The organism is Streptomyces sp. NPDC059832 (assembly GCF_042731715.1).
In the GTDB taxonomy this organism is placed as follows: Bacteria; Actinomycetota; Actinomycetes; order Streptomycetales; family Streptomycetaceae; genus Streptomyces.
Window position 1 is genome coordinate 104,002 of record NZ_JBHWIY010000016.1, and the last position, 21,179, is coordinate 125,180.

A 21,179-nucleotide genomic window follows, 5' to 3' on the forward strand; every position below is an offset into this window, starting at 1 on the left:
GTGCAGTCCGATGACCAACGAGCGAACAGCCGGACAGTGCCGCGCGTTGCCCGCACAAGCAGGCACCGAACGGCTCGGGCAGCGTCGGGGCAAGGGGCCCAGGAAGTTGGTGAGACCTGCTCTGTGGATCTCCCCGTCCTTCGGGTGACGGTCTTCGGTCTCTTCGCGTGATCTTGTCCGGCATGTCGTCGTGAGGCCGGTGTGTTGTGGACAGCACTTGCCCGATGGTCGATTACGGCCGGCGCGGCGCTGCCGGACGTGCCGCTGCCGGGCACGGGTGCTCCGCCCGGTTCCAGGGACGGATGACGCATGTCTACCCGGCGCTGCAGTCGGTGCCCTCCCCGTCCGGACCGGGGGTGTCCTGTCCCAGGCCCCGACGGATCGCGATCTCCACGGGTGAGTACACGCCGTCGGCCCGCTCCAGTTCGTACGGCGCGGCCGGCATCAGCGGCGGCTGGGCCATGAAGCGCGGCCGCACCCCATGGTGCGGTTGCGCCGCGTGCACCAGGAACGGATGGCATAGGAAGACGTCGCCCGGAGACCCGGTGGCGAGGGCGAGCGGCCGGTGGTCGGACGCCGCCACCAGATCGGGTGCGAGGGCCAGCCCGCTCGCCCCGTCCTCCCCGTACTTCTCCAGCACCTTCGGCACGTCGAGGTGTGAGCCGACCCGGATCCGGGTCGGGGCGTCCTCCTCACCGACCTCGCTGAACAGGAACAGCATCAGCAGCGCCCGGCCCCGGGAGCGCAGATTTGTGAAGTACCAGCTCTCGCCCTCCGGCAGATAGCTCCCCTCGATGTGCCAGCCCGCGTCGTCCGGCTCCTCCTCGTGAGGGAAGCGCAGCGGGAACGTACCCAGCGAGTAGCGCGGCTCCCAGCATCCCGCACCGACGAGCAGGTCGTACGCGTGCTGCAGGGACGGGGAGTTGGGTGCGGCGGCGAACGGTCCCTGCGCCATGCCGGCTACCCAGTGCACGGGCTGCGTCCACGTCGCTGGATCGTCTGGGTCGCAGCCCGTCTCTCGCCACAGCAGCCGCGCGCAGTCCGCGGCCACGCGCGGCGCGACGGCGCCCTCCAACTTCACGAAGCCGTCGCGGAGGAAGCGGGATACCAAGGTCGTGTCATCCATGCCCCCATCGTGCGGCGACACCGGTCCCGATCACCCGACATTCTCCGCACCGCCTTTGTCGGGTGTTCACCGAGCCCCTTCTTGACCCTCTGAGACCGGAAGCAACCGCCCTGCGGTCACAGGACCACATTGCCGACGGCGGGCGAACACTGCGCTTCCTGGTCTTCGCCGTGGCCACCGAGACCGCCGACAACATCTGCAGACTCGGCCGCCTCGACCACCACCTGGACCGACGGCATCAACGACCTGCTTCGCACGTATCACGCAGACAGTGCCAGTCGGGTGCACAAGGCAGCCCGGAGAGTCGAACGGCAGTGGTCGGCCCGGCCTCCAGGCCGGCAGTCGGCGCGATACAGGAGGCGACATTCAGGTTGGCAGAGCGGCCTGCCACAGGGGGGTGCCAGTCTCGACGGTGTGTCAGTGGCCGCGGCCGGCGTTGATCACACCTAATCAATTCACCTTCTGGCTGCTGGTGCTGATCAGGATGCTGCCCGCCCGGAACATCACCGGGCGGGCAGTGCTGTCGTCGCTCACGCGGATGCTAGGCCCTGCGGCTGTCTGTTGGTCGCGAGGAAGCTGAGCAGGCCGAAGTACTTATGAGGCTTGCAAGACGTCACCGACCTTGCCGAGGCCATCTGGACTCACCAGGACACTGGCCCCCGCAGGGGCAACTGGAGACCGCTGTGGCTGAACTCCGGGCAGGGGCTGAGGAGTGGGCGCACGTTGCCCGGCTGAAGCTCGGCGCTGGAGACGGCCACTGAACGCAACTGGTCAAACTCCGGCGAGATCGGGCAGTGTCCCGTCTCTGTCGATCCGGTGTAGGTCTCAGGTGAGCGGGTCCGATCCTCTCGCCGTCCCAGATGATCTGGCCGGCTGGCGTCCCGTCTCGATGCAGATCTGTGAGTTTCGTGTGCGATGCGTCAAGTCGGCTTCGGCCGGCTACTGGCCGACCTCGGTCGATCACGTTCCGCATGTGAGCGGCTACTCTTCGCGGTGAAGGCTGATCATTCTCAGGGGAACAGGTGGTACGTGATGTCCCAGGAAATCTTGCCGGGAACGCGGTCTGGAGATGCCGACATCATCTTCTCCGGCGGTTCCATCGTGACGGTTACCGATGAGAAGTCGTCGGCGCCCGAGGCGGTGGCAGTCAAGGACGGCCGGATCGTCTTCGTCGGCGACCTGTCCCAGGCGCAGGCCGAGTGGCGGGGACCGGACACGCGGTTGCACGATCTGCTGCCGGACCAGGCCCTGCTGCCGGGGTTCATCGATGCGCACGGCCACGTGGTCGGCACTGGCCTGCAGGCCACGATCGCCAACCTCCTGGCCGCTCCCGACGGCAACGTCACCAACATCGCGTCCCTCCAGGGCAAGCTGCGCGAGTTCGCCGAAAGCGCGGTGGGGAAACGCTCGGATTGGATCGTCGGTTTCGGTTACGACGACTCCATGCTCACCGAGGGCAAGCACCCCACCCGCCACGACCTGGACGTGGTATCCACCGAGAAGCCTGTCCTGGCGATCCACCAGTCCTTCCATCTGGGAGTGGTCAACAGCCTGGGACTCGAACGGCTCCAGTACACCGCCATGACACCGGACCCGGAGGGCGGGGTGATCCGGCGGAGGCTGGAGCGCGGGACCGAATCCGGGCCCGTGTACGGGGAGCCGAACGGGGTACTGGAGGAGACTGCGTTCAACCCCGCCGCCGACCTGGCCGTCGCCGGGATGGACCCCGTCGACAGCGGGCAATTCCTGCCCGTGGGCCTCCTGTCGGCGGCGAGTTTCGGCTTCACGACCGTGCAGGAGGGGGCAGCGAGCTTGGAGGTCCTGGGCCTCCTGCGGCAGGTCGCGGACGCCCACCCCGCCGGCCTGCCCACCGATGTGGTCGTCTATGTAAAGGCTGACCAGGCCATGAAGTCCCCTGACGCGGTCCAGGCGAGCCGGGAGTACACCAAGGGCCTGCGCGCGGCCGGGGTGAAATTGGTCCTGGATGGCTCGCCGCAGGGGCGCACCGCCTGGCTCACCGAGCCCTACCTCACCCCGCCCGACGGTCAGGACGAGGACTACCGCGGCTATGCGACCCTGCCGGACAAGGACGTCCTGGCCCAGGTCCGGGCGGGTTTCGCCAACAACTGGCACGTCATCGCGCACGTGAACGGCGACGCGGCCATCGATCAACTCCTCCAGTGTGTGCGCGCGGCCACCAAGGAAGCCGGGCAGGACCGGCGTACGACGGCCATCCACTGCCAGACCGCCCGCGAGGACCAGGTCGAGGCGTTTCGGGAACTCGGCATCATCCCGTCGTTCTTCTCCATGCACACCTACTACTGGGGCGACTGGTACCGCAAGACCGTGCTCGGCCCCGAACGGGCTGTCAACATCTCGCCGGCCCGGTGGGCGGTGGACCGCGGCATGGCCTACACCTCACACCACGACGCCCCCGTCGCCCTGCCCAACTCGATCGCCATCCTGTCCAGCCAGGTCACCCGTGTCACCCGCACCTCAGGAAGCGTCCTGGGCCCGGACCAGTGCGTGTCGGTCCTGGATGCGGTGAAGTCCATCACCATCAATGCCGCCCGCCAGTACTTCGAAGAGGACGCCAAGGGCAGCATCGAGGTCGGCAAGCTCGCCGACTTTGTGATCCTCAGCCACAACCCGCTCACGATCCCCGAGCAAAAGATCAAGGACATCACCGTCGTGGAGACGATTAAGGAGGGCAGGACCGTCTACCCGCCCTCTCCCGCACGCCCAGAGCCCGCTCCCGTCCTGCATAAGGCAATGTCCGCAGCCTTTGCCCACCACTGCTGACGCCCGGGAAGGTCACCCGGTTGAGGGGCCGAGCACCAGCGGACCAGATCGACTGAGACGACGTGCAGCATCCACACGCCCGGACCGGATCAGTTGAGATTCCGAGCCGCTGCTTGCCTCAGCTGATCCGGTCGCCGCAGGCCAGCCGGCTTCGGGCCAGATCATTTGAGAAGAGACAGCCGGGGTTCAGTGAGACGCGACAGCCTCATTGCCCTGTGCCGGCGAACGTTGAGCACGCGCCACCGGACATTGAGCGGTGGATGGGCGACATCAGGCCGAGGTGGGCACGGCGGTGGCCCCGTCATCGGCGGGGCCACCGCTTCGCCTCGGTAACTGTGGGCCTGTCAGGCTTCCATATCCACTGCGAAGCCCAGCTTGTGGCCACCCGGCCTGTTGGACAGTTGAGGGAATCCGTCGCCCGTGACAGTTCCGGCGGTCGCGAGGGCGAAGGCGCGGGCGAGCTCCACCAGAGCGGCGGACGCCTGGCCCGCAGAGTTCTCCGCAACGAGTTGGGCCTCCGCGCCGATGGCCCGCAGGAGGGCCTCGCGGGAGTCGGCGGCAGCGGGCACCTCGGTCACCCGGACCACGGCCGGGATCTGCTGAACCGCTTCATCGGCGCCAACTGCGGTGATCTCTTCTTCGCTGCTGGTCACAAACACCCCTCGCCGCACCCCGTCCCCGCCGCGCCACCGCCCTGCGCCGCCGCCTCCTGGACCTGTCGGCCCGGCAGGAAGCGATCCTGCGCATGATCCGGGACTGGATCGCCGAGACCGGCGAGAGCCCCTCCTTCCGGCTCTTCGGGACGGCAGCGCGCGGTGGTAGCTCAACGCCAGCTTTGGGTGGCGGAGCCGTTGCAGTCCCACTGGTTGGCGCCGGCACCGTTGGCGGTGGAGTCCCCCTGAATCTCCAGACACTTGCCCGGCGAGCCGGCTGCGGCCGGGCACCCACCCGCCCACGACCACATCGACGGTCCGGACATGCCGGATCTTGACCCACGAACGGGACCGCACCCCGGGTTCGTACACGGACGCAAGCCGCTTCGCGAGCACCCCCTCCAGCCCCGCGGCCAGGGTCGTCTCCAGCGCCTGCGCCCCGTGCCCGACGACCGCCGTCGGCGTCGACCACCGCTCCCCGTCCAGTACCAGGCCTTCCAGAAGATTTCGGCGCTCGGTGTACGGCAGCCCGGTCAGGGCGTGGCCGTTCAGGTGCACGGCGTCGAAGAGGATCAGGTGGGCGGGCACGACCTGGGCCATGCGGGCGGCCTTCGCCGGGGATCCGGTCAGTCCCGTGCGGGACTGCAGCCGCTCGAAGTCGCCGCGCCCCTCGTTGTCGAGTGCGACGATCTCGCCGTCCAGAACCGCGGGTTGTCCCAGCGCGGTTCCGAGTGCCGTGAGTTCCGGATAGGCGGTGGTGATGTCCGCCCCGGACCGGGCCCGCAGGACCGTGGTCCCGTCGCCCGGCAGATACACCATGGCCCGCTGCCCGTCCTGCTTCACCTCGAACGCCCAGTGGTCCTCGGCACCCGAAGGCGGCGGAGCGCCGGCAGTGGCGAGCATCGGAGCGATCCGCGGCAAGCCCACCATGACCATCCCGCTCCGCGCCCGCTCAGGACGCGCTGCGCTTCCTCGTGGTCGTCTTCTTCGCCGCGGTCTTCTTGCGTGGCTGCATCGTGTACACGGTGGCGTCCTGGCCGCCGTGCTTGCCGCGGCTCTCTTTGGCCGCCTTGACGGAGGCGTTCAGGGCGGCCACCAGGTCGACGACCTTCCCGGATTCCCGCTCCGCCTCGCCCTCGGCCGGCTCCGGGAGCTCCTTGCCCTCCGACTTCGCCTCGATCAGCTCCTCCAGGGCATCGCGGTACTCGTCCCGGAAACGGAGATGTCGTCGAGGGCCATGGTGTCGGTGGGCTGGACTGCCCGCTCGATCTCGTCATCGTCCAGGCCGACGGTCTTGGGCGCGAGGGACTCGGGGCCGCGGATCTCGTCGGGCTGCCGCAACGCGTGCAGCACGATCGCGTCGTCGCGTACCCGGAGCAGCCCGAGCCGCTCGCGGCTGTGCCACGCGAATTTCGCGACGGCGACCTTGTCGGACCGCTCCGGCGCCTTGCGGAGCAAGGTGTACGGCTTGGCGGCGACCTGCCCGTCGATCGCGAGGAAGTACGGGTCGCTGATCCGGATCGGGTCGATGCTGTCGGCATCGACGAACGCCACGATCTCGATGGCTTTTGCGGTGGGCAGTGGCACCTCGTCGAGCTCTTCATCGGTGACCGGGGTGGTCTCGTCCCGAGCGACCTCGTAGCCCTTGCCGATCTCCTCCTGCGGCACGACCTCGTTGTCGATCGAGCAGATCTTGCGTGTGCGGACCCGGCCCATGTCCTCCAGGTGGACCTGGTGGAAGCGGACCGAGCGGTCCTCGGTCGCACTGACAACCTTGATCCAGATGGTGCCGTCGACTGAACCAACTTCCACATGTCCGCAGGTCAGAGGCTGTTTCTGCTAGCTTCCGGTCATGGCCCGGCGCGTGCGTAAGCCCCCGCCGGGGCCCGCGTAGTGGCCGGGCACGCCGCGGCGGAAACCGATCGCGTACGTGCGCCCGGCCCGGTCGACCTCGACGTCGAGGCGGGCGGAGAGGGTGTTGACCACGGAGGTCGCGTAGGAGCCACCGCCGAACTTGCCTCCGGCGTGCAGCTTGGTCATGACGACCTCGACCCCGGACAGGCCCAGGGCCTCGTCGATGGAATTGTCGATGATCTCCCACAGGCAGTGCTCAGGCCACGGCTGTCGGTGGACCCGATGTACACGCCGGGTCGCTTGCGAACGGCCTCCAGCCCTTCGAGGACGAGCAGGTGCCGCGCGGTGTAGTCGGAGCCGTCGGCGACCGGGGTGCGGGGACGGGCGGAGGACGGGGTGCTCACGCGTTCGCACCAGGTACGGAAGAAGAGGGGGGCGGACGGGGCCCGCGCGGGCGGGCCCCGTGTCCGGGAGGGTGTAGCTGGTGCCGGCTCAGATGTCGAGGAAGCGGACGTCCTTGGCGTTGCGCTGGATGAAGGAGCGTCGGGCTTCGACGTCCTCGCCCATCAGCACCGAGAAGAGGTCGTCGGCCTGCGCGGCGTCGTCCAGAGTGACCTGGCCGAGGACCCGGTGGTCGACGTCCATCGTGGTGACGCGCAGCTCCTCGGCGTTCATCTCGCCGAGACCCTTGAAGCGCTGGATGGTGTCGTCGCGCAGGCGCTTGCCGTTGCCGGTTCCGAAGGTGACCAGGGCGTCGCGCTCCCGGTCCGAGTACGCGTACTCGAAGTCGTCCCGGCCCCACTTGATCTTGTAGAGCGGCGGGCGGGAGAGATACACGTGCCCGGCCTCGACCAGCGGACGCATGAAGCGGAAGAGGAAGGTCAGCAGCAGGGTGTTGATGTGCTGACCGTCGACATCGGCGTCCGCCATCAGGATGATCTTGTGATAGCGGAGCTTCTCGATGTCGAAGTCCTCGTGGACCCCGGTGCCGAAGGCCGAGATCAGCGCCTGGACCTCGGTGTTCTGGAGGATCTTGTCGATGCGGGCCTTCTCGACGTTCAGGATCTTGCCGCGGATGGGCAGGATGGCCTGGTACATCGGGTTGCGGCCGGACTTGGCCGAGCCGCCGGCGGAGTCACCCTCGACGATGAAGATCTCGCACTTCGTCGGGTCGTTGGACTGGCAGTCGGACAGCTTGCCCGGCAGCGAGGCGCTCTCCAGGAGTCCCTTGCGGCGGGTCAGGTCACGGGCCTTGCGGGCCGCGACGCGGGCCGTGGCCGCCTGGATCGACTTGCGGATGATGTCGGCGGCCTCGACCGGATTGCGGTCGAACCAGTCGTTCAGGTGCTCGTGGACGGCCTTCTGCACGAAGGTCTTCGCCTCCGTGTTGCCCAGCTTGGTCTTCGTCTGGCCCTCGAACTGCGGCTCGCCCAGTTTGATCGAGATGATCGCCGTCAGCCCCTCGCGGATGTCCTCGCCGGCCAGGTTGTCGTCCTTCTCCCGCAGGAACTTCTTCTCCCGCGCGTAACGGTTCACCAGAGCCGTCATCGCCGCACGGAAGCCCTCCTCGTGGGTGCCGCCCTCGTGCGTGTGGATCGTGTTCGCGAAGGAGTACACGCTGTCGGAGAACTGGCTGTTCCATTGCATCGCCACTTCCACCGACAGCAGACGCTCGGTGTCCTCCGCCTCCAGGGAGATGACCGAGGGGTGCACCGGCTCGCCCTTGCGCGCGTTGAGGTACTTCACGAAGTCGACGATGCCGCCCTCGTAGAAGTACGTGACCGTCCGCGCGGCCGGCTCGACCGCGTCGGCGTTCGGGTCGTCGGCGCCTACGGTCGCCTTCGCCGACTCCCGCTCGTCGGTCAGGGAGAGGGTCAGGCCCTTGTTGAGGAAGGCCATCTCCTGGAAGCGCCGCGAGAGCGTCTCGAAGGAGTACTCGGTCGTCTCGAAGATGTCGCCGTCGGCCCAGAACGCCAGCGAGGTACCAGTGGTGGTGACCTCCTCGTGCTGCTTGAGCGCCGTGGTCGGCACACCCTTCTCGTAGTCCTGGCTCCAGCGGTGCCCGCTGTAGCGGACCTCGGCCTCCACCCGCGTGGACAACGCGTTGACCACCGACATGCCCACGCCGTGCAGACCACCGGAGACGGCGTAGCCGCCGCCGCCGAACTTGCCGCCCGCGTGCAGCACCGTCAGGACGACCTCCAGCGCCGGCTTTCCCTGGGAGGGGACGATGTCGACCGGGATCCCTCGGCCGTTGTCGACGACGCGCACACCGCCGTCGGCCAGGATCGTCACGGCGATGCGGTCCGCGTGCCCGGCCAGCGCCTCGTCGACCGAGTTGTCGACGATCTCGTAGACCAGGTGGTGCAGACCCCGCTCGCCGGTCGAGCCGATGTACATGCCGGGCCGCTTGCGGACCGCCTCCAGGCCCTCCAGGACCTGGATGTCGCCACCGGTGTAGGACGCGTCTCCCACCTTTCCTGTGGCGGAGGCGGGTGTGGCGCCGTCGTCTGAGAGGTCGGAGAAGGTACCGGGCTCGGTCACAGGGGCGCTCTCTTTTCTGGCACGACAAACCGCGCTCCCGCCCGTTGAGCGGGAGCGGACGTGTCATCGGACGAGGGGTCGACGCTGAAGCCCGACCGGCGGACGGGCGTCGTTCAGCAAGGTTCACGATAGAAGCAAGAACACGATTTAGCATACCCGATACAGGCATCCAATCTAGGGTATGAAGTCCCCTGGCTTCCGATCTGACAGTCTCCTGGCCCGGGAGGTCATCCCCCCTACGTAAATCGCATCCGAGGCCCGCAGGTCGGCACACACGGCCTTCCGGGTCGTGGATCCACTTCGTCAAGAAATGGCACCTCGGCGCGTCCGGGATTTACCCCCTGCAACCCTCAGAGCCGTCTGTGAGCAGTTGAGCGCGCCGCCTGAGAGTAAGTGGTGGCCAGGGCGGAATTCCGTGCCGTGAGCGCCGGGTTGCCACGGTTTGAAGATCGCCGGTTCGAGGTGCCACGCAATTGATCGGGGGTGGCGCCTCGTGGCGCAGTGGCCGTCTCCATCTACGCCCCCGCAGTCACTGCTGGTGGGGGACAGACCACGCCGTCGACTCCCCGCCCGCCCCGGACGGTCAGCACGTGCGGACACGTCGACATCCAGCCCGATGGAAACCGTCCGTGATGCTGAGGCGGTAAGGGCCTGTCAGACGCTCTGGACGACGATGCCGGTGCCTTCGAGTGCGGTGACTTCGTCGGCGGGTGCGGTGGTGTCGGTGACGAGGGTGTGCAGGAGAGTGGAGGGGCCGACGTAGGCGTAGGCGGTGTGGCCGAGTTTGCTGCCGTCGGTGGCGACGATCACGCGGCGGGCGGAGGCGATGCCCGCCTTTTTCACCGCGGCGTCGTCGAGATCGTAGGCGGTCAGCCCGTCGGTCGCGGTCAGCCCGCAGCAGCCGATGACAGCGGTGTCGAAGCGCACGGCCGCCAGGGAGGCCAGGGTGAGAGGGCCGGTGAGGGCGCCTTCGGCGGCGCGGGGCTGGCCGCCGGGCACCACCAGCGTGGCCGGACCGGGTGTCTCACCGAGCAGGTGGATGGCCTGCAGGGACAGGGGCATCACGGTGACGGGCCGCTCGCGCAGGAGGCGGGCGACCTCCAGGCAGGTGGTGCCGCTGTCCAGCATGACGCTCTCGCCGTCGGCGATGCGTGCGGAGACCTCGGTCGCGATCCGCTGCTTGGCGTCGACCGCCTCGTGGGCGCGCAACGCGAAGGGGGGCTCCTCGCCCCTGAGCAGCAGGGTGCGCGCTCCGCCGCGGACGCGTTCGAGGACGCCTTGAGCGGCCAGGGTGTCGAGGTCGCGCCGGATGGTCATCTCCGAGGCGCCGGTCAGCTCCGCGAGCTCCTGGACCGTGGCGCCGCCCGAGTCCCTGACGGCCTTCGCGATCAGCCCGTGCCGGTCTGCGTTGCTCATGCCGCGATTGAACACCACCGAGAAACCAACATTCAACCTGTTCATTTTTGGGACTTTCAAACATTAATCGTGTTCGTTACGGTGGATGGCATGGAACGTTCGCTTCGAGCCGCCCGCGTGGCGACCTATGTCCACTTCGTCCTATGCGGCACCTTGATGGGCACCTGGGTGGTGCACATCCCCGCCATCGAGGAACGCGTGGGCATCAGCCACGCCACGCTCGGCGGCCTGCTGGTGCTGCTCGGGCTCGGGGCCTTCATCGGAATGCAGGTGGCCGGCCCTCTGACCGACCGCCTCGGCGCCCGCATCGTGGTCCCCACCGGCGGCATACTGTGCGGCGTGGCCCTGGTCCTGCCCGGCCTCGCCCGGGATCCGTGGACCCTGGCCGGCGCCCTGCTGGTCTTCGGGTTCTGCAACGGCTGCCTGGATGTGAGCATGAACGCCCACGCCGTGCACGTGGAAAAGGCGTACGGCCGACCCGTCATGTCGGGCTTCCACGCCACGTTCTCCGTCGGAGGTGTCCTCGCCTCGCTCGCCGGAGCAGGCGCTGCGAGCGTCGGCCTGAACCCGGCCGCGGTCATGGCCGCCATGGGAGCCGTGGGCATCGTGATCGCCCTCGGATCGGCGCGTGCCCTGCTGCCTGCCGCTCCCGCCGTCGAGAGCCCCGTATCCGGCTGCCCGGAGAAGACCGGGGCGTCACCGGCCGACACGCGCCGCAGCGCCAAGGGACGCGTCTGGCTCCTCGCCGTCCTGGCGCTCATGGTCATGCTGTGCGAGGGCGCCGCCAACGACTGGAGCGCCCTGCACCTGAAGGACGTCCTCGGTGTGCCCGCCGGCACGGCCGCCTTCGCGTATGGCACTTTCGCGGCGGCCATGACCATCGGCCGGCTGCTCGCGGACCGCTTCGTCGCCCGGTTCGGTTCCATGGCGATCCTGCGCTACGGCGCGGCCACGGCCGCCGCCGGCATCACACTCGTGGCCCTAGGCCCGTGGATGTGGGCCGCGTTCACCGGCTGGGCACTGTTCGGTCTGGGCCTGTCCGGCTGTGTCCCGCAGCTGTTCAGCGCTGCCGGGCACGCCGACCCTTCTGCAGCCGGTGCCAACGTCTCCCGCGTCGCCGGACTCGGCTACGTCGGCATGCTCGCAGGCCCCGCCGTCATCGGCTGGCTGACCCACCTCGTCGCCCTCAACCACGCCTTCGTCCTGCTGACTCTGCTGTGTGTGACCACCGCTGTCGCCGCCGGGATCCTGCGCACCGGATCCGACCGCACCCGCGAGAGCGAGATGGCACCCAGCGGCCACTGACCGCTTGTGCGGCACGGTCCCTGACCCCCGTGCCGCACAAGTCCTCATCTCCCCGGCCACCAGGGGCCGGGGAGGGAAACCCTCAGCCGACCAAAGGAGCCCCCGATGCCCGAGCCCCACGCCCTGCCCGCCCGCGGCCGTGTCGGTGTCATGCTGCCTCGCGATCTTCCCGTCGGCGACGTGCTGCCCTACGCGCGGAGAGCCGAAGAACTGGGGTTCGACCAGATCTGGGTGGTGGAGGACCTCGGATGGCGCGGCGGCATCGCACAGGCCGCCACCGTCCTGGCCAGCACCACGGACATCACCGTCGGCATCGGCATCCTGCCCGCAGGCGCCCGCAATGTGTCCTTCGCCGCGATGGAGCTGGCCACCCTCGCCCAGTTCCACCCCGGCCGTCTCATCGCCGGCATCGGCCACGGCATGCCCGACTGGATGCGCCGGGCCGGATCCTGGCCCGCCAGCCCCCTGACGCTGATCAAGGAGTACACGACCGCGCTGCGCCTGCTCCTCGCCGGTAGGCCCGGCCCCGCGAACGGCCGCTACGTGCGCTGCGAAGGCGTCGTCCTCACCGAGACCGCCCGACATCGTCCCCCCGGTCGTCCTGGGCGTCCGAGGCCCCAGATCACAGGAAGCTGCGGGCGAGGTCGCCGACGGACTCCTCCTGGCCGAGCCCGCGGCCCCCTCCTACATCCGCGCCTCCTTGCACCACCTGGGCCCCGACGCCTCCGCGAACACTCCAGAGATCGTCACCTACGACGCCGCGGCCGTCGGCGACAACGAGGAAGCCGCCCTCGCCCGCGTCCGCGCCGGCCTGGAGGCGATCGGCGAGCCGGACTGGGCCGCACACATCGACCCGCTGCCCTTCGCCACCGAACTGCGCGCACACCGCGCCGCCTGCCCCGATGCCCGGCACTTCGCCCAGACCATGCCCGCCGCCTGGGTCCGTGAACTGAGCATCGCCGGTACCCCCGACCAGGCACGCGACGCGATCAACGCCCGCCACGCAGCCGGCGCGACCAGCGTCGTCCTCGCCCCGACGGGCCCCGACGCTCTGGCCGCACTCCACTCGATCGCCCGCGCCCTGCCCCACCACCCCTGAACCGAACACCCCGAGATCCAAAGGGAACCGACCATCATGTCCACCGACCGCCGCATCGTGCTCTTCGACCTCTTCGGGGTCGTCGCCCGCCACCAACGCCCAGGCGCACTGGAGAAGATGGCCGCCCGCTGCCACTCCTCCCTCGACGCCTTCACCACGGCCTACTGGACCTACCGCCCGCCCTACGACGCCGGCCGGCACACCGCATCCGCGTACTGGACAGACGTACTGCGCGCGCTGTCCCGCCCCGCCGACGCTGACGCGATCGAGGAACTGCGGCTCACCGACATCGACAGCTGGTCCCGCGTCGACGACCGCATGGTCACCTACGTGCAGTCCCTGCGAGACCGCGCCGAGGTCGCCCTGCTGTCCAACATCCCCGCCGACCACGCGGACAGCTTCCTCGCCGCCCAACCCTGGCTGCACAGCCTCGACCACGTCGCCTTCTCCGGAAAGATCAAAGCAGCCAAGCCCGCCCCGGCCGCCTTCCAGCACTGTGTCATCGCCCTGCAGGCCGCACCCGCCGACTTCCTCTTCGTCGACGACCGCGAGGAAAACGTCCGCGCGGCACAGGCCGTCGGCATGAACGGCCACATCTTCACCGGACAAGACGAACTCTCAGCCGTCATCGACGCGTGGCTGCCGACCCGATGAGCAACGCTGCCCTGCCTTAAGGTGCTCCGCGCCGCGCTTGAGACCACACCTCAAGCCCTTTTCTGGAGCCCTCATGCCTGCTGACCACTCCCGTAAAGCAGCCATCCGCCAGCGCATGGCTGAGACCGGCGAGAGCTGTCACCGCGCCGCCAAAGCCGTTGACCACGAACAGTTCGTGGCTGTTCTGCCCACTCCTCCGTGCGGCGTCCCAGGCCATGACTGGGGGTGCGATTCGTGCCCCCGAACCGGACTTTTCCAAGTACGACCGCTGGGGTCGGCCGCGGCGCGGCCCCGACTTGAAACCGTACGTCTGTCCCGGCCCGTCCCAGTGCGAGGACCTCGACTGCTTCAACAGGTGCAACGACAACTTCGTGAAGATGTGCCACAAGTGCGGACACATCTTCGGAGTGGGCTTTCGCCCGGATCCTGAGGATGGGAGCTGCCCGAACGGGTGCTCACACCTCAAAGAGTGATGACGGCCCAGATGCGGCGCCCGTCGGGCCCGCTGTCGGTCCCGCACCCGGTGACGGCCCGGTGTGCGGTGATCCGGTGCAGGACTTCCCCGCCCGCTTCGTCGGCCCCGGTGGTGAGGTTGGTGTGGTGGGAGAGGGCAAGGACGCACGCCTGCCCGTCCTGATCCGACAGGTGGACGGACACTTTCGTCCCGCTGTCGGCGACCGCGGCCTCGACGAGGAGCGTCGTCACCGTCTCCACCGCCGTGACCGTGTCCGGGGCCGGCTGGTACTTCCACTTCCCGAGCTGTTCCATAACCGCGGTCCGGGCCTTCCCGGCCGCCCACGGGGCTGACTCCAGGGACCAGTTCGCCCCACGCCGGTTCACCATGCCCGCCCCGCGCCGCACAGTCGGCATCACCTGGCTGGTCGGGGGCTTCGGGGCTGGCGGGTCCTGCGGGTTCGGCCGGGGAGGGTTCGGCGGCTTTCTAGGCGGCGGCGGGGTTTTCGGCGGGTACGACGGCGGCGTCAGGTCGGCTTCCAGTGGCTGTTCCACGGGGTCTCCCAGGGTGCGGGGAAGTGGGGTGTGCCCGGTGTCCAGCGTAGAGGTGCTGCGGCTGGTGGGGGCCGGTTCGGGGTGGATGGACTCTGAGTGGGTGGGAGTGTGCGACATCCCGTGAGTTCTCCTGAGGCCCGCTGAGTCCCCGGAGCAATTGTCAAAACCTGTGGGTAACGGGGGGCACGGGAGTACGTGCGTCCGGGGCGAGGCCGTACAGGGCGAGGGACTTGCGGATCGGGCATACCAGGGCGGCGAGGCGCCCGTGCTGCGTCTCGGTCACGTGCGGCGGTCCTGCGAGCGTAGCGACGTCGATCCTGAGAGCAGCAGCAGCGACGGCAGCAGTGAACTCGGCAGTCGCGCCCCGGGCCCCGCATCCGACCTGATTGATCAGGCTGTAGAAGTAGGGGATCCGCTGGGCCGGCTCGCGCTGGCTGTTCTCGGCCTGACTGCGACCTTTGCTCGGCGCCGGACGTTGCGGCGCGAAGCGCGCAGCACCCCGGCAGGCCTTGGTGCCGGGGCGGGCGGTGGAGTCGCAACAGGTAGACCGCGTGCAAAAGGCCGAACTGCTGAGCGGTTGCGACGAGATCAGGTATCGGCATTGCGCCGGGTTGTTCAGGTTGCGAAAGGGCGTCCGCCCCGGTGGACGCCCTCCACGCCGTGGATACGGGCGCTTTCGGCGTGCTGGGCGGTGAGCACGTCGGTTGCTCACAGGTGGTGGGCGGAGAAGAATGCCGCGGTGTTCTCAGACGCAGACGCTGCTTCGCTGTACGACTTGCTGAACCCGTGGGATCCCGATCGGCGACCCGACAGCGGCTTCTACTTTCCGTTCGTCATGGGAGCTGAGTCGGTTCTGGACGTGGGCTGTGGCACCGGAACCATGCTGCACCTGGCTCGTGAGCGTGGCCATCGTGGCCGGCTCGTCGGACTGGACCCGAACCGCGCCGCGCTGGACCGAGCCCGGCGCCGGACTGACATCGAGTGGGTGGAAAGCACTGCGGCAGAGGCAGCGCCCCGTACTGACTTCGAACTCGCGACAATGACCGGCCATGCATTCCAGGACCTGGTCACCGATCGCGACGTGCGGCACTCACTCGCCGCGATCCATGGCGCCCTGCGCCCGGATGGTCGCTTCGTGTTCGAAACACGGCATCCGCAAGCGCGGGCCTGGGAAAAGTGGACTCCTTCGAACCCGGATGACGTGGTCGAAGTCATCGATGAAGCCAACCGCACCCTGCGGTACTGGCACAACGTCGACTCCATCGTCGGCGACCTGATCACCATCCGGGGGACGGTGGCACAGCCGGACGGCACGGTGCTCCGGGTCCTCAGAGAAGACCTGCGGTTTCTCGATGTGGTGGCGCTCGAAGGATTCCTCGCCGAGGCGGGCTTTGAGATAGAGGCCCAGTACGGCGACTGGAACCGGGAACCGATTACGGCCTCCAGCCCGGAGATCATCACCATCGCCCGCCGCCGGTAGCCGGATATCACTGAACCTCCTTCCCACAGCCGGGTCCGGCGCCTCGCATCCTCCGTACGGCATCTCATGGAACGTTCACGTGCAGCCGTCAGGCCGTTCACGCCTGCCGACGGCGCAGAATGTCGATTCTGGAGAGCACGTCCTCGACGTGCGGGTGTACCCGGGCCTTCAGCTCATCGCTCCAGGCCTCGTCCTGATAGTGGCAGGTGAGGTACAGGTTCCTGGCGTGCTCCAGGACGGGGCGGTGTTCCGGGGGCAGGCGGGCGAGGGCCCAGTCGGCGGCGGCGTCCTTCGGTTTGATCTCGCCGGTGGCGAGGGTGGTCCAGATGCGTGCGAGGGTCAGGAGGACATTGCGGGTGTCCGCATCCAGCTCGGCCAGGAGTTCGGGGACACTCGCGACGCTTGCCCGGACGAGGTCGGCGTGCGGCACAGGGGCGAGAATCTCGGCAGGACGGGGTCCGGTCAAGGGATGACCGCCTGCCATGGCCATAGTGAGCACAAGGGCCAGGTCCGGCATCGGGCCGGGTTGGGGAATCCCGCCCGCCTTGAATTCGTCACGCAGCCACTCGCCATAGAGGAAGTCTCCGGTCGGAGGGAATCTCCAGGGGCGGACCTCGGACTGGACAACGACGGTCAGTTCAACCGGTCGGACCGTGGACGTGAGGCCGGAGATCTCCAGCAACCCCTCCAGAAGCGACCGACGCTGACGGTCTTCCAGACTCGCGCGTGTGACGGCCAGGACGTCCAGGTCACTGGCCGGGGTGAGACCCCCGAGCACGGCAGACCCGTGGAGGTACGTGCCTAGGAGCTCCGTCCTCACCGTTTCGCGGAGGAGTCCGACGATCCGTTCAAGCTGATCCATGACAACAGTGTCGGACACGTGCGTCCGCGGCGACCACGCCGACGCCGGAGCGGAGCACATCGCCCTGAGCGGGTCCAACCGCGGCGAGCCGCGCGAGCAGTCTTGCTCGATGGTGCGGCCCTGCATTGTGCCGGAGGTTCAGAACAGGTCGTGGGCCGGACGAACCGCGGCGAAGGCTGTCGAGAGCTGTTCGAGCAGGGGCGCTGCGCAGAGGTGGGGGCCGCGACATGGCGTGACCGTGTAAATGCTGCGTGTCGGGGGATCGGCGAGGCTCAGCGTGGTGACATCGGTCCGTAGCGCGCGTGTCGGCACCCCAGGTATCAGCGCGACCGCGTGGCCGGTCGCGACCAGGGCCAGCTTGCCTGGCAGATCGGCCGCGGTGAGGTCGATGCGGGCGCTGACTACCGAAGGAGAAAAGGGGTGGGGACGGGCGGGCGGGAGCGCCTCGGGGACCGGCGGCCGACCAGCCCCTCTCGCGCGCGTTGGCGGGGCCGCGCGCGCCGGTGTCTCGGGCAGCACCGCGACGCGGTGAACAGAGTGCCATGGCATCCGCCCAGCACCCCAGGAACGGACGGACGAGCGGACGCGAGAGGGGCGGGTCCCTCCCCGTCGATCAGCGCGTCGACCTCCCCGCCCGGGACGCGGCGGCGATTGGCCTCCCCGGCCTGGGCAAGCGGCGGTCATACGGCGCTGCTGCTCTGTTCACCGCAGCGGCAGGACACGACGGTGCCCGGCAGCTTGCCGTGGGCCCGCAGCCACGCGTCGGCCTCCTCGGCCCGGACCAGGGGCCGTTCGTCGGTGCCGCAGACCGTCGCCGGGAAGTCCGGGTGCCGGCGCCGCCAGTTGACGACAGCGGCACGGCCCACGTCCGCAAGCCGCGCGATCCGCGACAGATTCAAGGTCTCCCTCGATGGTGTCCGTGTCGTGCGCCCGCAGGGCGCCGAGGATCCAGGGCTGATTCAAAGTCGGGGTCGCCGAGTGGAATGGCGAGCAGGTCCAGGCCCGCCGCCCGGCCGACGAGGTCTACCCGGAGGCCGTCGCCGCCGCCGACCGAGCGTTCCAACTGCTCGGCGGGGGCCTCGCCCCGTCCCTGCCTGCCCGCGGCTCCCGAACCGCTCCAGCCAGATAGCCCTCACTGATGGCAACGGGGGGATATCCCCCGGTCAAACCCGGAGGAAGTCCCCAGCGCGGCCCGCTCCCATTCCAGGCCATGATCGTTTCACCGCCCAGGGAACAAGAACGAGCCGAGGAGTTCACAATGACCGCGCACCACCAGGCGATCGGCCGACGGAGGCTGCTCGCCGCGACGGCCGGGCTTGCGGCCACGGCCCTGTTGGCCCCCACGGCCTCCGCCGCGACCACCACACCCGCCCCCACGGGGACGAAAGGCCGGCAGGCCGACGCGCTCCGCGCGCTGGAGCGCGCCGCCCAGCCCCTGCGCTCGACGGAACCCGGCGGCAACACCACCGACCTACGGGCGCTGGACGCCATGATCGGCGACGCCAAGGTGGTCGGACTGGGCGAGGCCACCCACGGCTCGCACGAGTTCTTCGCCATGAAGCAACGTGTCTTCAGCCACCTCGTCGAGGAGAAGGGCTTCACCACCTTCGCCCTGGAGATGAGCTGGACGGCGGGCCTGCGGATCGACGAGTACCTGCAGGGCGGTCCCGGCGACGCCCGGCGGATCGCCAAGGAGACACTGACCGGATCACCCTGGGAGCGCGAGGAGTTCGTCAGCCTCATCGCCTGGATGCGGCGCTACAACGACCGCCACCCCGGCCGGAAGGTCCACTTCATGGGCAACGATGTCGGGGCGCCCAAGCTCGGCGACGCTGTCTTCGACCGGGTGCTCTCGTACGTCCGTACGAGCCGCCCCCAGGACGTCGTACGCCTCGAGGAGTTGTACGCGGGCCTGCGCCCCCTCGATGACGTCTTCGCCTACCTGCGCAAGCCCGTTGCGGAACGTCGCCTCGACGCCACCACCGCCCAGCAGGCGTTCGACCTGGTCGCCGCGCACAAGGGGGCCGGCGGCGACGCCTACGAATGGGCCGAGCAGCACGCCCGCAGCATCGCCCAGACCTTCGCGTTCACCTCGCTCGACCTGTCCGACCCGGCATCGGTGTCCGCCGCGGAGCACCTCCGCGACCGGGTCATGGCCGACAACACCGCCTGGTGGCACCGCCGCACCGGCGACAAGATGCTGCTCTCGGCGCACAACGGCCACGTGGGCTACCTGGCCACCGACCCGGTGATGTACCCCACGACCCAGGGCGCCTTCCTGCGCGAGGCCCTCGGCCGGGACTACGCAGCCATCGGCTTCACCTTCGGCCGCGGCTCGTTCCTCACCGCAACCACCCTCGGCAGCCCCTGGAACAAGGTCACCGTCCCCGCGGCCACCCCGGACATGCAGGAGTACACCCTCGACCGGGTGCACCACCGCGACTACTACCTCGACCTGCGCACCCTGCCCGCCGCGGGCCGCACCTGGCTGGACACCCCCCGCCCCACCTACGAGGCCGGCTCGTCCTTCAAGAAGGACCCGCTCCCCACCCTTGCCATCACCCGGGCCTACGACATCCTCATCCACCTCAACCAGGTCCACGCAGCCACCAGCCTCTGACCCAGGGCTGATTCAAGATTTGGGTGATCTTGAGGAGTGCAGGTCAGGCCAGGCCGAGTAGGTCCAGTGAGCGGGTGAAGGGCGCGTAGGAGACCTCGCGCAGGTCGGCGGCGATGCTGCGGTGCCCCGCGGTGCGGAGGTTCTGGTCGCCGAGTGATCACCGCGCAGGTGATCCACACCCTGGCGAAGGAGGTGAGGGGCCTCAACGAGCGGATCGCAGAGATTGACAAGCTCATTGGGGCCCGGTCTCGCGAGCACGAGCTCGCCGAAGTGATCGCGAGCATGCCCGGGATCGGACCGTTGCCGGGTGCGGAGTTCCTGGCCGCCACCGCCGGCGACATGAGCCGCCTTTCGGCAGCCCCGACCGCCTGGCCGGCTTCGCCGGAGTCGCCCCGGTTCTCCGGGACCCGGGCGGCGTCAGCGGCAACCTGCACCGCCCCCGGCGCTACCACCGCGGCCTGCAACGCGTCTTCTGCATCTCCGCGCTCATCAGCATCCGCAACTGTGACGCGTCCCGCTGCTACTACGAACGCAAGCGCGCCGAAGGGAAGCGGCACACCCAAGCAGTCCTCGCGCCGGCACGCCGACGAGTGAACGTCCTGTGGGCCCTGATACGTGACGGACGGTGCTTTCAACGCGAACTCCCTGTCGCGCAAGGCCACGAAGTTAAGGGCGCGGGGGAAACTGCAACTCGCCTGACGGCTGGGGACCTTGGGGATGCGAGAACGGGACCTCTGGTAGAAGCGGGAGACCGACCAAAGTCTTGCTGCCACGAGAGGTTCCGTTGTCCGACCAGTCTGCCACCACGACGCTCACCCGTACCATCACGGTTGCGGATGGTGTCTTCGCTCCTGGCCACCTGGGCGAGCTGACCCAGTACCTACCCTTCGAGCTCGTCGATGACGTGCTGGAACAGACGCGAGCCGTTCAGCGCCGGCTGCGACAGCTGCCGTCCCGGGTGGGTGTGTACTTCGTGCTGGCCTTGGAGCGGAACGATCCGCGTGTCGGGTGGGAGGCCCGCCGCGTTCCCGGGCTTCACGGGGGTCACCAACTCGACGAAGCTCCGGGAGAAGTCGGCGTGTGTGTTCGCTGCCCCGAAGGGCTCAGGCGCGGCCCCCTCGCGGGTTGCCAGCGCCGGCACGCTGGGCGGCGGAACGTGAAATCCGAGCCGTCGGTAGAGTGCTATGGCCTGTGCCATGTCGCTGACGACATGGCCGACGTGGTGTAAGCGTGTGATGTCGTGAGGCATGGCGTCACCGTAGGCCCGCACACAGGAAGCTCGCAGAGCGGACCAGGGCAAGGCAAGGCGATCCCCCGGATCGGACAGAAGGCCGGAGGGTTTGCTGCCTGTGACGCCGAAGGAGACGTTGACGGAGGAGAACACCTCCGCCCCAGTACCGACGGGCGAAGCTGGTCCTCGGCCCCCGCCCAGGCCGGGCCCGCCAGTCATCGTGCCCGCACTATTGGTGGGGGCTGGAAGGCTGGTCGGCTGAACGGCCGGGTCTACGGCCACGACCACGACGACCCCAACCCCCCGCTTCCGCGCCGGACCTACGCCGAACTGGTCGGCGGTCCGCTGGACGGCCTGCTGCTGGACATCATGGTTGGTGGACCGAGGAAGTCGACGACGGCGTCGCCCTGACCACCGAGCTCTCCCGTGGCCCGGCGGTCGCGCCCTGTACGACCCGCGCCCGGCGAACCCCACACACCGGGCCCGGGTCTCAGCTGGCGCTCTGGCGCGGCGTTACGCTGTGCC

12 protein-coding genes and 7 pseudogenes are annotated in these 21,179 nt (G+C 68.9%); 8 read left to right on the forward strand and 11 right to left on the reverse strand.

Annotated features, from left to right (window positions below):
- Positions 1-313 precede the first annotated feature (313 nt).
- Positions 314-1,126, reverse strand: a complete 813-nt coding sequence (locus ACFV8T_RS26720) for a phytanoyl-CoA dioxygenase family protein (RefSeq protein WP_385332067.1) — start codon at positions 1,124-1,126, stop codon at positions 314-316.
- Positions 1,127-2,158: 1,032 nt separating this feature from the next.
- On the opposite strand from ACFV8T_RS26720, the gene ACFV8T_RS26725 reads away from it, so the two are divergent.
- The gene (locus tag ACFV8T_RS26725) at positions 2,159-3,928 is read left to right on the forward strand and encodes an amidohydrolase (RefSeq protein WP_385332070.1); all 1,770 of its coding nucleotides are present in this window, start codon (positions 2,159-2,161) and stop codon (positions 3,926-3,928) included.
- Positions 3,929-4,751: 823 nt separating this feature from the next.
- Here the strand turns inward: ACFV8T_RS26725 and ACFV8T_RS26730 are convergent.
- The 6 genes and pseudogenes from ACFV8T_RS26730 to ACFV8T_RS26755 form a co-directional block, all read right to left on the reverse strand.
- Complete coding sequence (locus tag ACFV8T_RS26730) at positions 4,752-4,907, reverse strand: RICIN domain-containing protein (protein WP_385332195.1); 156 nt, start codon at positions 4,905-4,907, stop codon at positions 4,752-4,754.
- Positions 4,846-5,511 (reverse strand): annotated as a pseudogene (locus tag ACFV8T_RS26735) (ATP-dependent DNA ligase); the annotation flags it as partial. The pseudogene ACFV8T_RS26735 and the gene ACFV8T_RS26730, both read right to left, overlap by 62 nt.
- A 22-nt stretch (positions 5,512-5,533) precedes the next feature.
- Positions 5,534-6,408: pseudogene (locus ACFV8T_RS26740) on the reverse strand (Ku protein).
- A 51-nt stretch (positions 6,409-6,459) separates the two neighbouring features.
- Positions 6,460-6,839 (reverse strand): annotated as a pseudogene (locus tag ACFV8T_RS26745) (DNA topoisomerase IV subunit B); the annotation flags it as partial.
- Between the two features lie 88 nt (positions 6,840-6,927).
- On the reverse strand, positions 6,928-8,910 hold the full coding sequence (gene gyrB / locus ACFV8T_RS26750) for a DNA topoisomerase (ATP-hydrolyzing) subunit B (RefSeq protein ID WP_385332198.1): 1,983 nt from the start codon (positions 8,908-8,910) through the stop codon (positions 6,928-6,930).
- A 723-nt stretch (positions 8,911-9,633) separates the two neighbouring features.
- Positions 9,634-10,395: a DeoR/GlpR family DNA-binding transcription regulator gene (locus ACFV8T_RS26755; RefSeq protein WP_385332073.1), complete on the reverse strand. Its 762-nt coding sequence runs from the start codon at positions 10,393-10,395 to the stop codon at positions 9,634-9,636.
- Positions 10,396-10,485: 90 nt separating this feature from the next.
- On the opposite strand from ACFV8T_RS26755, the gene ACFV8T_RS26760 reads away from it, so the two are divergent.
- The 3 genes and pseudogenes from ACFV8T_RS26760 (at position 10,486) to ACFV8T_RS26770 (ending at position 13,453) form a co-directional block, all read left to right on the forward strand.
- The gene (locus tag ACFV8T_RS26760; protein ID WP_385332075.1) at positions 10,486-11,700 is read left to right on the forward strand and encodes an MFS transporter; all 1,215 of its coding nucleotides are present in this window, start codon (positions 10,486-10,488) and stop codon (positions 11,698-11,700) included.
- Between the two features lie 150 nt (positions 11,701-11,850).
- Positions 11,851-12,799, forward strand: a pseudogene (locus tag ACFV8T_RS26765) (LLM class flavin-dependent oxidoreductase).
- Between the two features lie 36 nt (positions 12,800-12,835).
- Complete coding sequence (locus ACFV8T_RS26770) at positions 12,836-13,453, forward strand: HAD-IA family hydrolase (protein ID WP_385332078.1); 618 nt, start codon at positions 12,836-12,838, stop codon at positions 13,451-13,453.
- Positions 13,454-13,915: 462 nt separating this feature from the next.
- Here the strand turns inward: ACFV8T_RS26770 and ACFV8T_RS26775 are convergent, their stop codons facing one another.
- Positions 13,916-14,221, reverse strand: a complete 306-nt coding sequence (locus ACFV8T_RS26775) for a hypothetical protein (protein ID WP_385332081.1) — start codon at positions 14,219-14,221, stop codon at positions 13,916-13,918.
- A 979-nt stretch (positions 14,222-15,200) separates the two neighbouring features.
- Here ACFV8T_RS26775 and ACFV8T_RS26780 point away from each other — a divergent pair.
- The gene (locus tag ACFV8T_RS26780; protein WP_385332084.1) at positions 15,201-15,941 is read left to right on the forward strand and encodes a class I SAM-dependent methyltransferase; all 741 of its coding nucleotides are present in this window, start codon (positions 15,201-15,203) and stop codon (positions 15,939-15,941) included.
- A 97-nt stretch (positions 15,942-16,038) separates the two neighbouring features.
- On the opposite strand, the gene ACFV8T_RS26785 is transcribed toward ACFV8T_RS26780, so the two are convergent.
- Positions 16,039-16,803: an aminoglycoside adenylyltransferase family protein gene (locus ACFV8T_RS26785; protein WP_385332087.1), complete on the reverse strand. Its 765-nt coding sequence runs from the start codon at positions 16,801-16,803 to the stop codon at positions 16,039-16,041.
- Positions 16,804-17,483: 680 nt separating this feature from the next.
- Positions 17,484-17,702: a hypothetical protein gene (locus ACFV8T_RS26790; protein ID WP_385332090.1), complete on the reverse strand. Its 219-nt coding sequence runs from the start codon at positions 17,700-17,702 to the stop codon at positions 17,484-17,486.
- 359 nt (positions 17,703-18,061) lie between these two features.
- Here ACFV8T_RS26790 and ACFV8T_RS26795 point away from each other — a divergent pair, with 359 nt between their 5' ends.
- The 3 genes and pseudogenes from ACFV8T_RS26795 to ACFV8T_RS26805 form a co-directional block, all read left to right on the forward strand.
- The gene (locus ACFV8T_RS26795) at positions 18,062-19,423 is read left to right on the forward strand and encodes an erythromycin esterase family protein (RefSeq protein WP_385332093.1); all 1,362 of its coding nucleotides are present in this window, start codon (positions 18,062-18,064) and stop codon (positions 19,421-19,423) included.
- Between the two features lie 156 nt (positions 19,424-19,579).
- Positions 19,580-20,043 (forward strand): annotated as a pseudogene (locus tag ACFV8T_RS26800) (transposase); the annotation flags it as partial.
- A 164-nt stretch (positions 20,044-20,207) separates the two neighbouring features.
- Positions 20,208-20,408: pseudogene (locus tag ACFV8T_RS26805) on the forward strand (transposase domain-containing protein); the annotation flags it as partial.
- A 48-nt stretch (positions 20,409-20,456) separates the two neighbouring features.
- On the opposite strand, the pseudogene ACFV8T_RS26810 reads toward ACFV8T_RS26805, so the two are convergent.
- Positions 20,457-20,873 (reverse strand): annotated as a pseudogene (locus tag ACFV8T_RS26810) (VOC family protein); the annotation flags it as partial.
- Positions 20,874-21,179: the final 306 nt, after the last annotated feature.

Bases quoted from the DNA above. Each gene is read 5' to 3' on its own strand.
- ACFV8T_RS26760 (WP_385332075.1), top strand. From the start codon at position 10,486: ATGGAACGTTCGCTTCGAGCCGCCCGCGTGGCGACCTATGTCCACTTC.
- ACFV8T_RS26795 (WP_385332093.1), top strand. From the start codon at position 18,062: ATGACCGCGCACCACCAGGCGATCGGCCGACGGAGGCTGCTCGCCGCG.
- ACFV8T_RS26755 (WP_385332073.1), bottom strand. From the start codon at position 10,395: ATGAGCAACGCAGACCGGCACGGGCTGATCGCGAAGGCCGTCAGGGAC.
- ACFV8T_RS26770 (WP_385332078.1), top strand. From the start codon at position 12,836: ATGTCCACCGACCGCCGCATCGTGCTCTTCGACCTCTTCGGGGTCGTC.
- ACFV8T_RS26725 (WP_385332070.1), top strand. From the start codon at position 2,159: ATGTCCCAGGAAATCTTGCCGGGAACGCGGTCTGGAGATGCCGACATC.
- ACFV8T_RS26775 (WP_385332081.1), bottom strand. From the start codon at position 14,221: ATGGAACAGCTCGGGAAGTGGAAGTACCAGCCGGCCCCGGACACGGTC.
- ACFV8T_RS26720 (WP_385332067.1), bottom strand. From the start codon at position 1,126: ATGGATGACACGACCTTGGTATCCCGCTTCCTCCGCGACGGCTTCGTG.
- ACFV8T_RS26785 (WP_385332087.1), bottom strand. From the start codon at position 16,803: ATGGATCAGCTTGAACGGATCGTCGGACTCCTCCGCGAAACGGTGAGG.
- ACFV8T_RS26730 (WP_385332195.1), bottom strand. From the start codon at position 4,907: ATGTCCGGACCGTCGATGTGGTCGTGGGCGGGTGGGTGCCCGGCCGCA.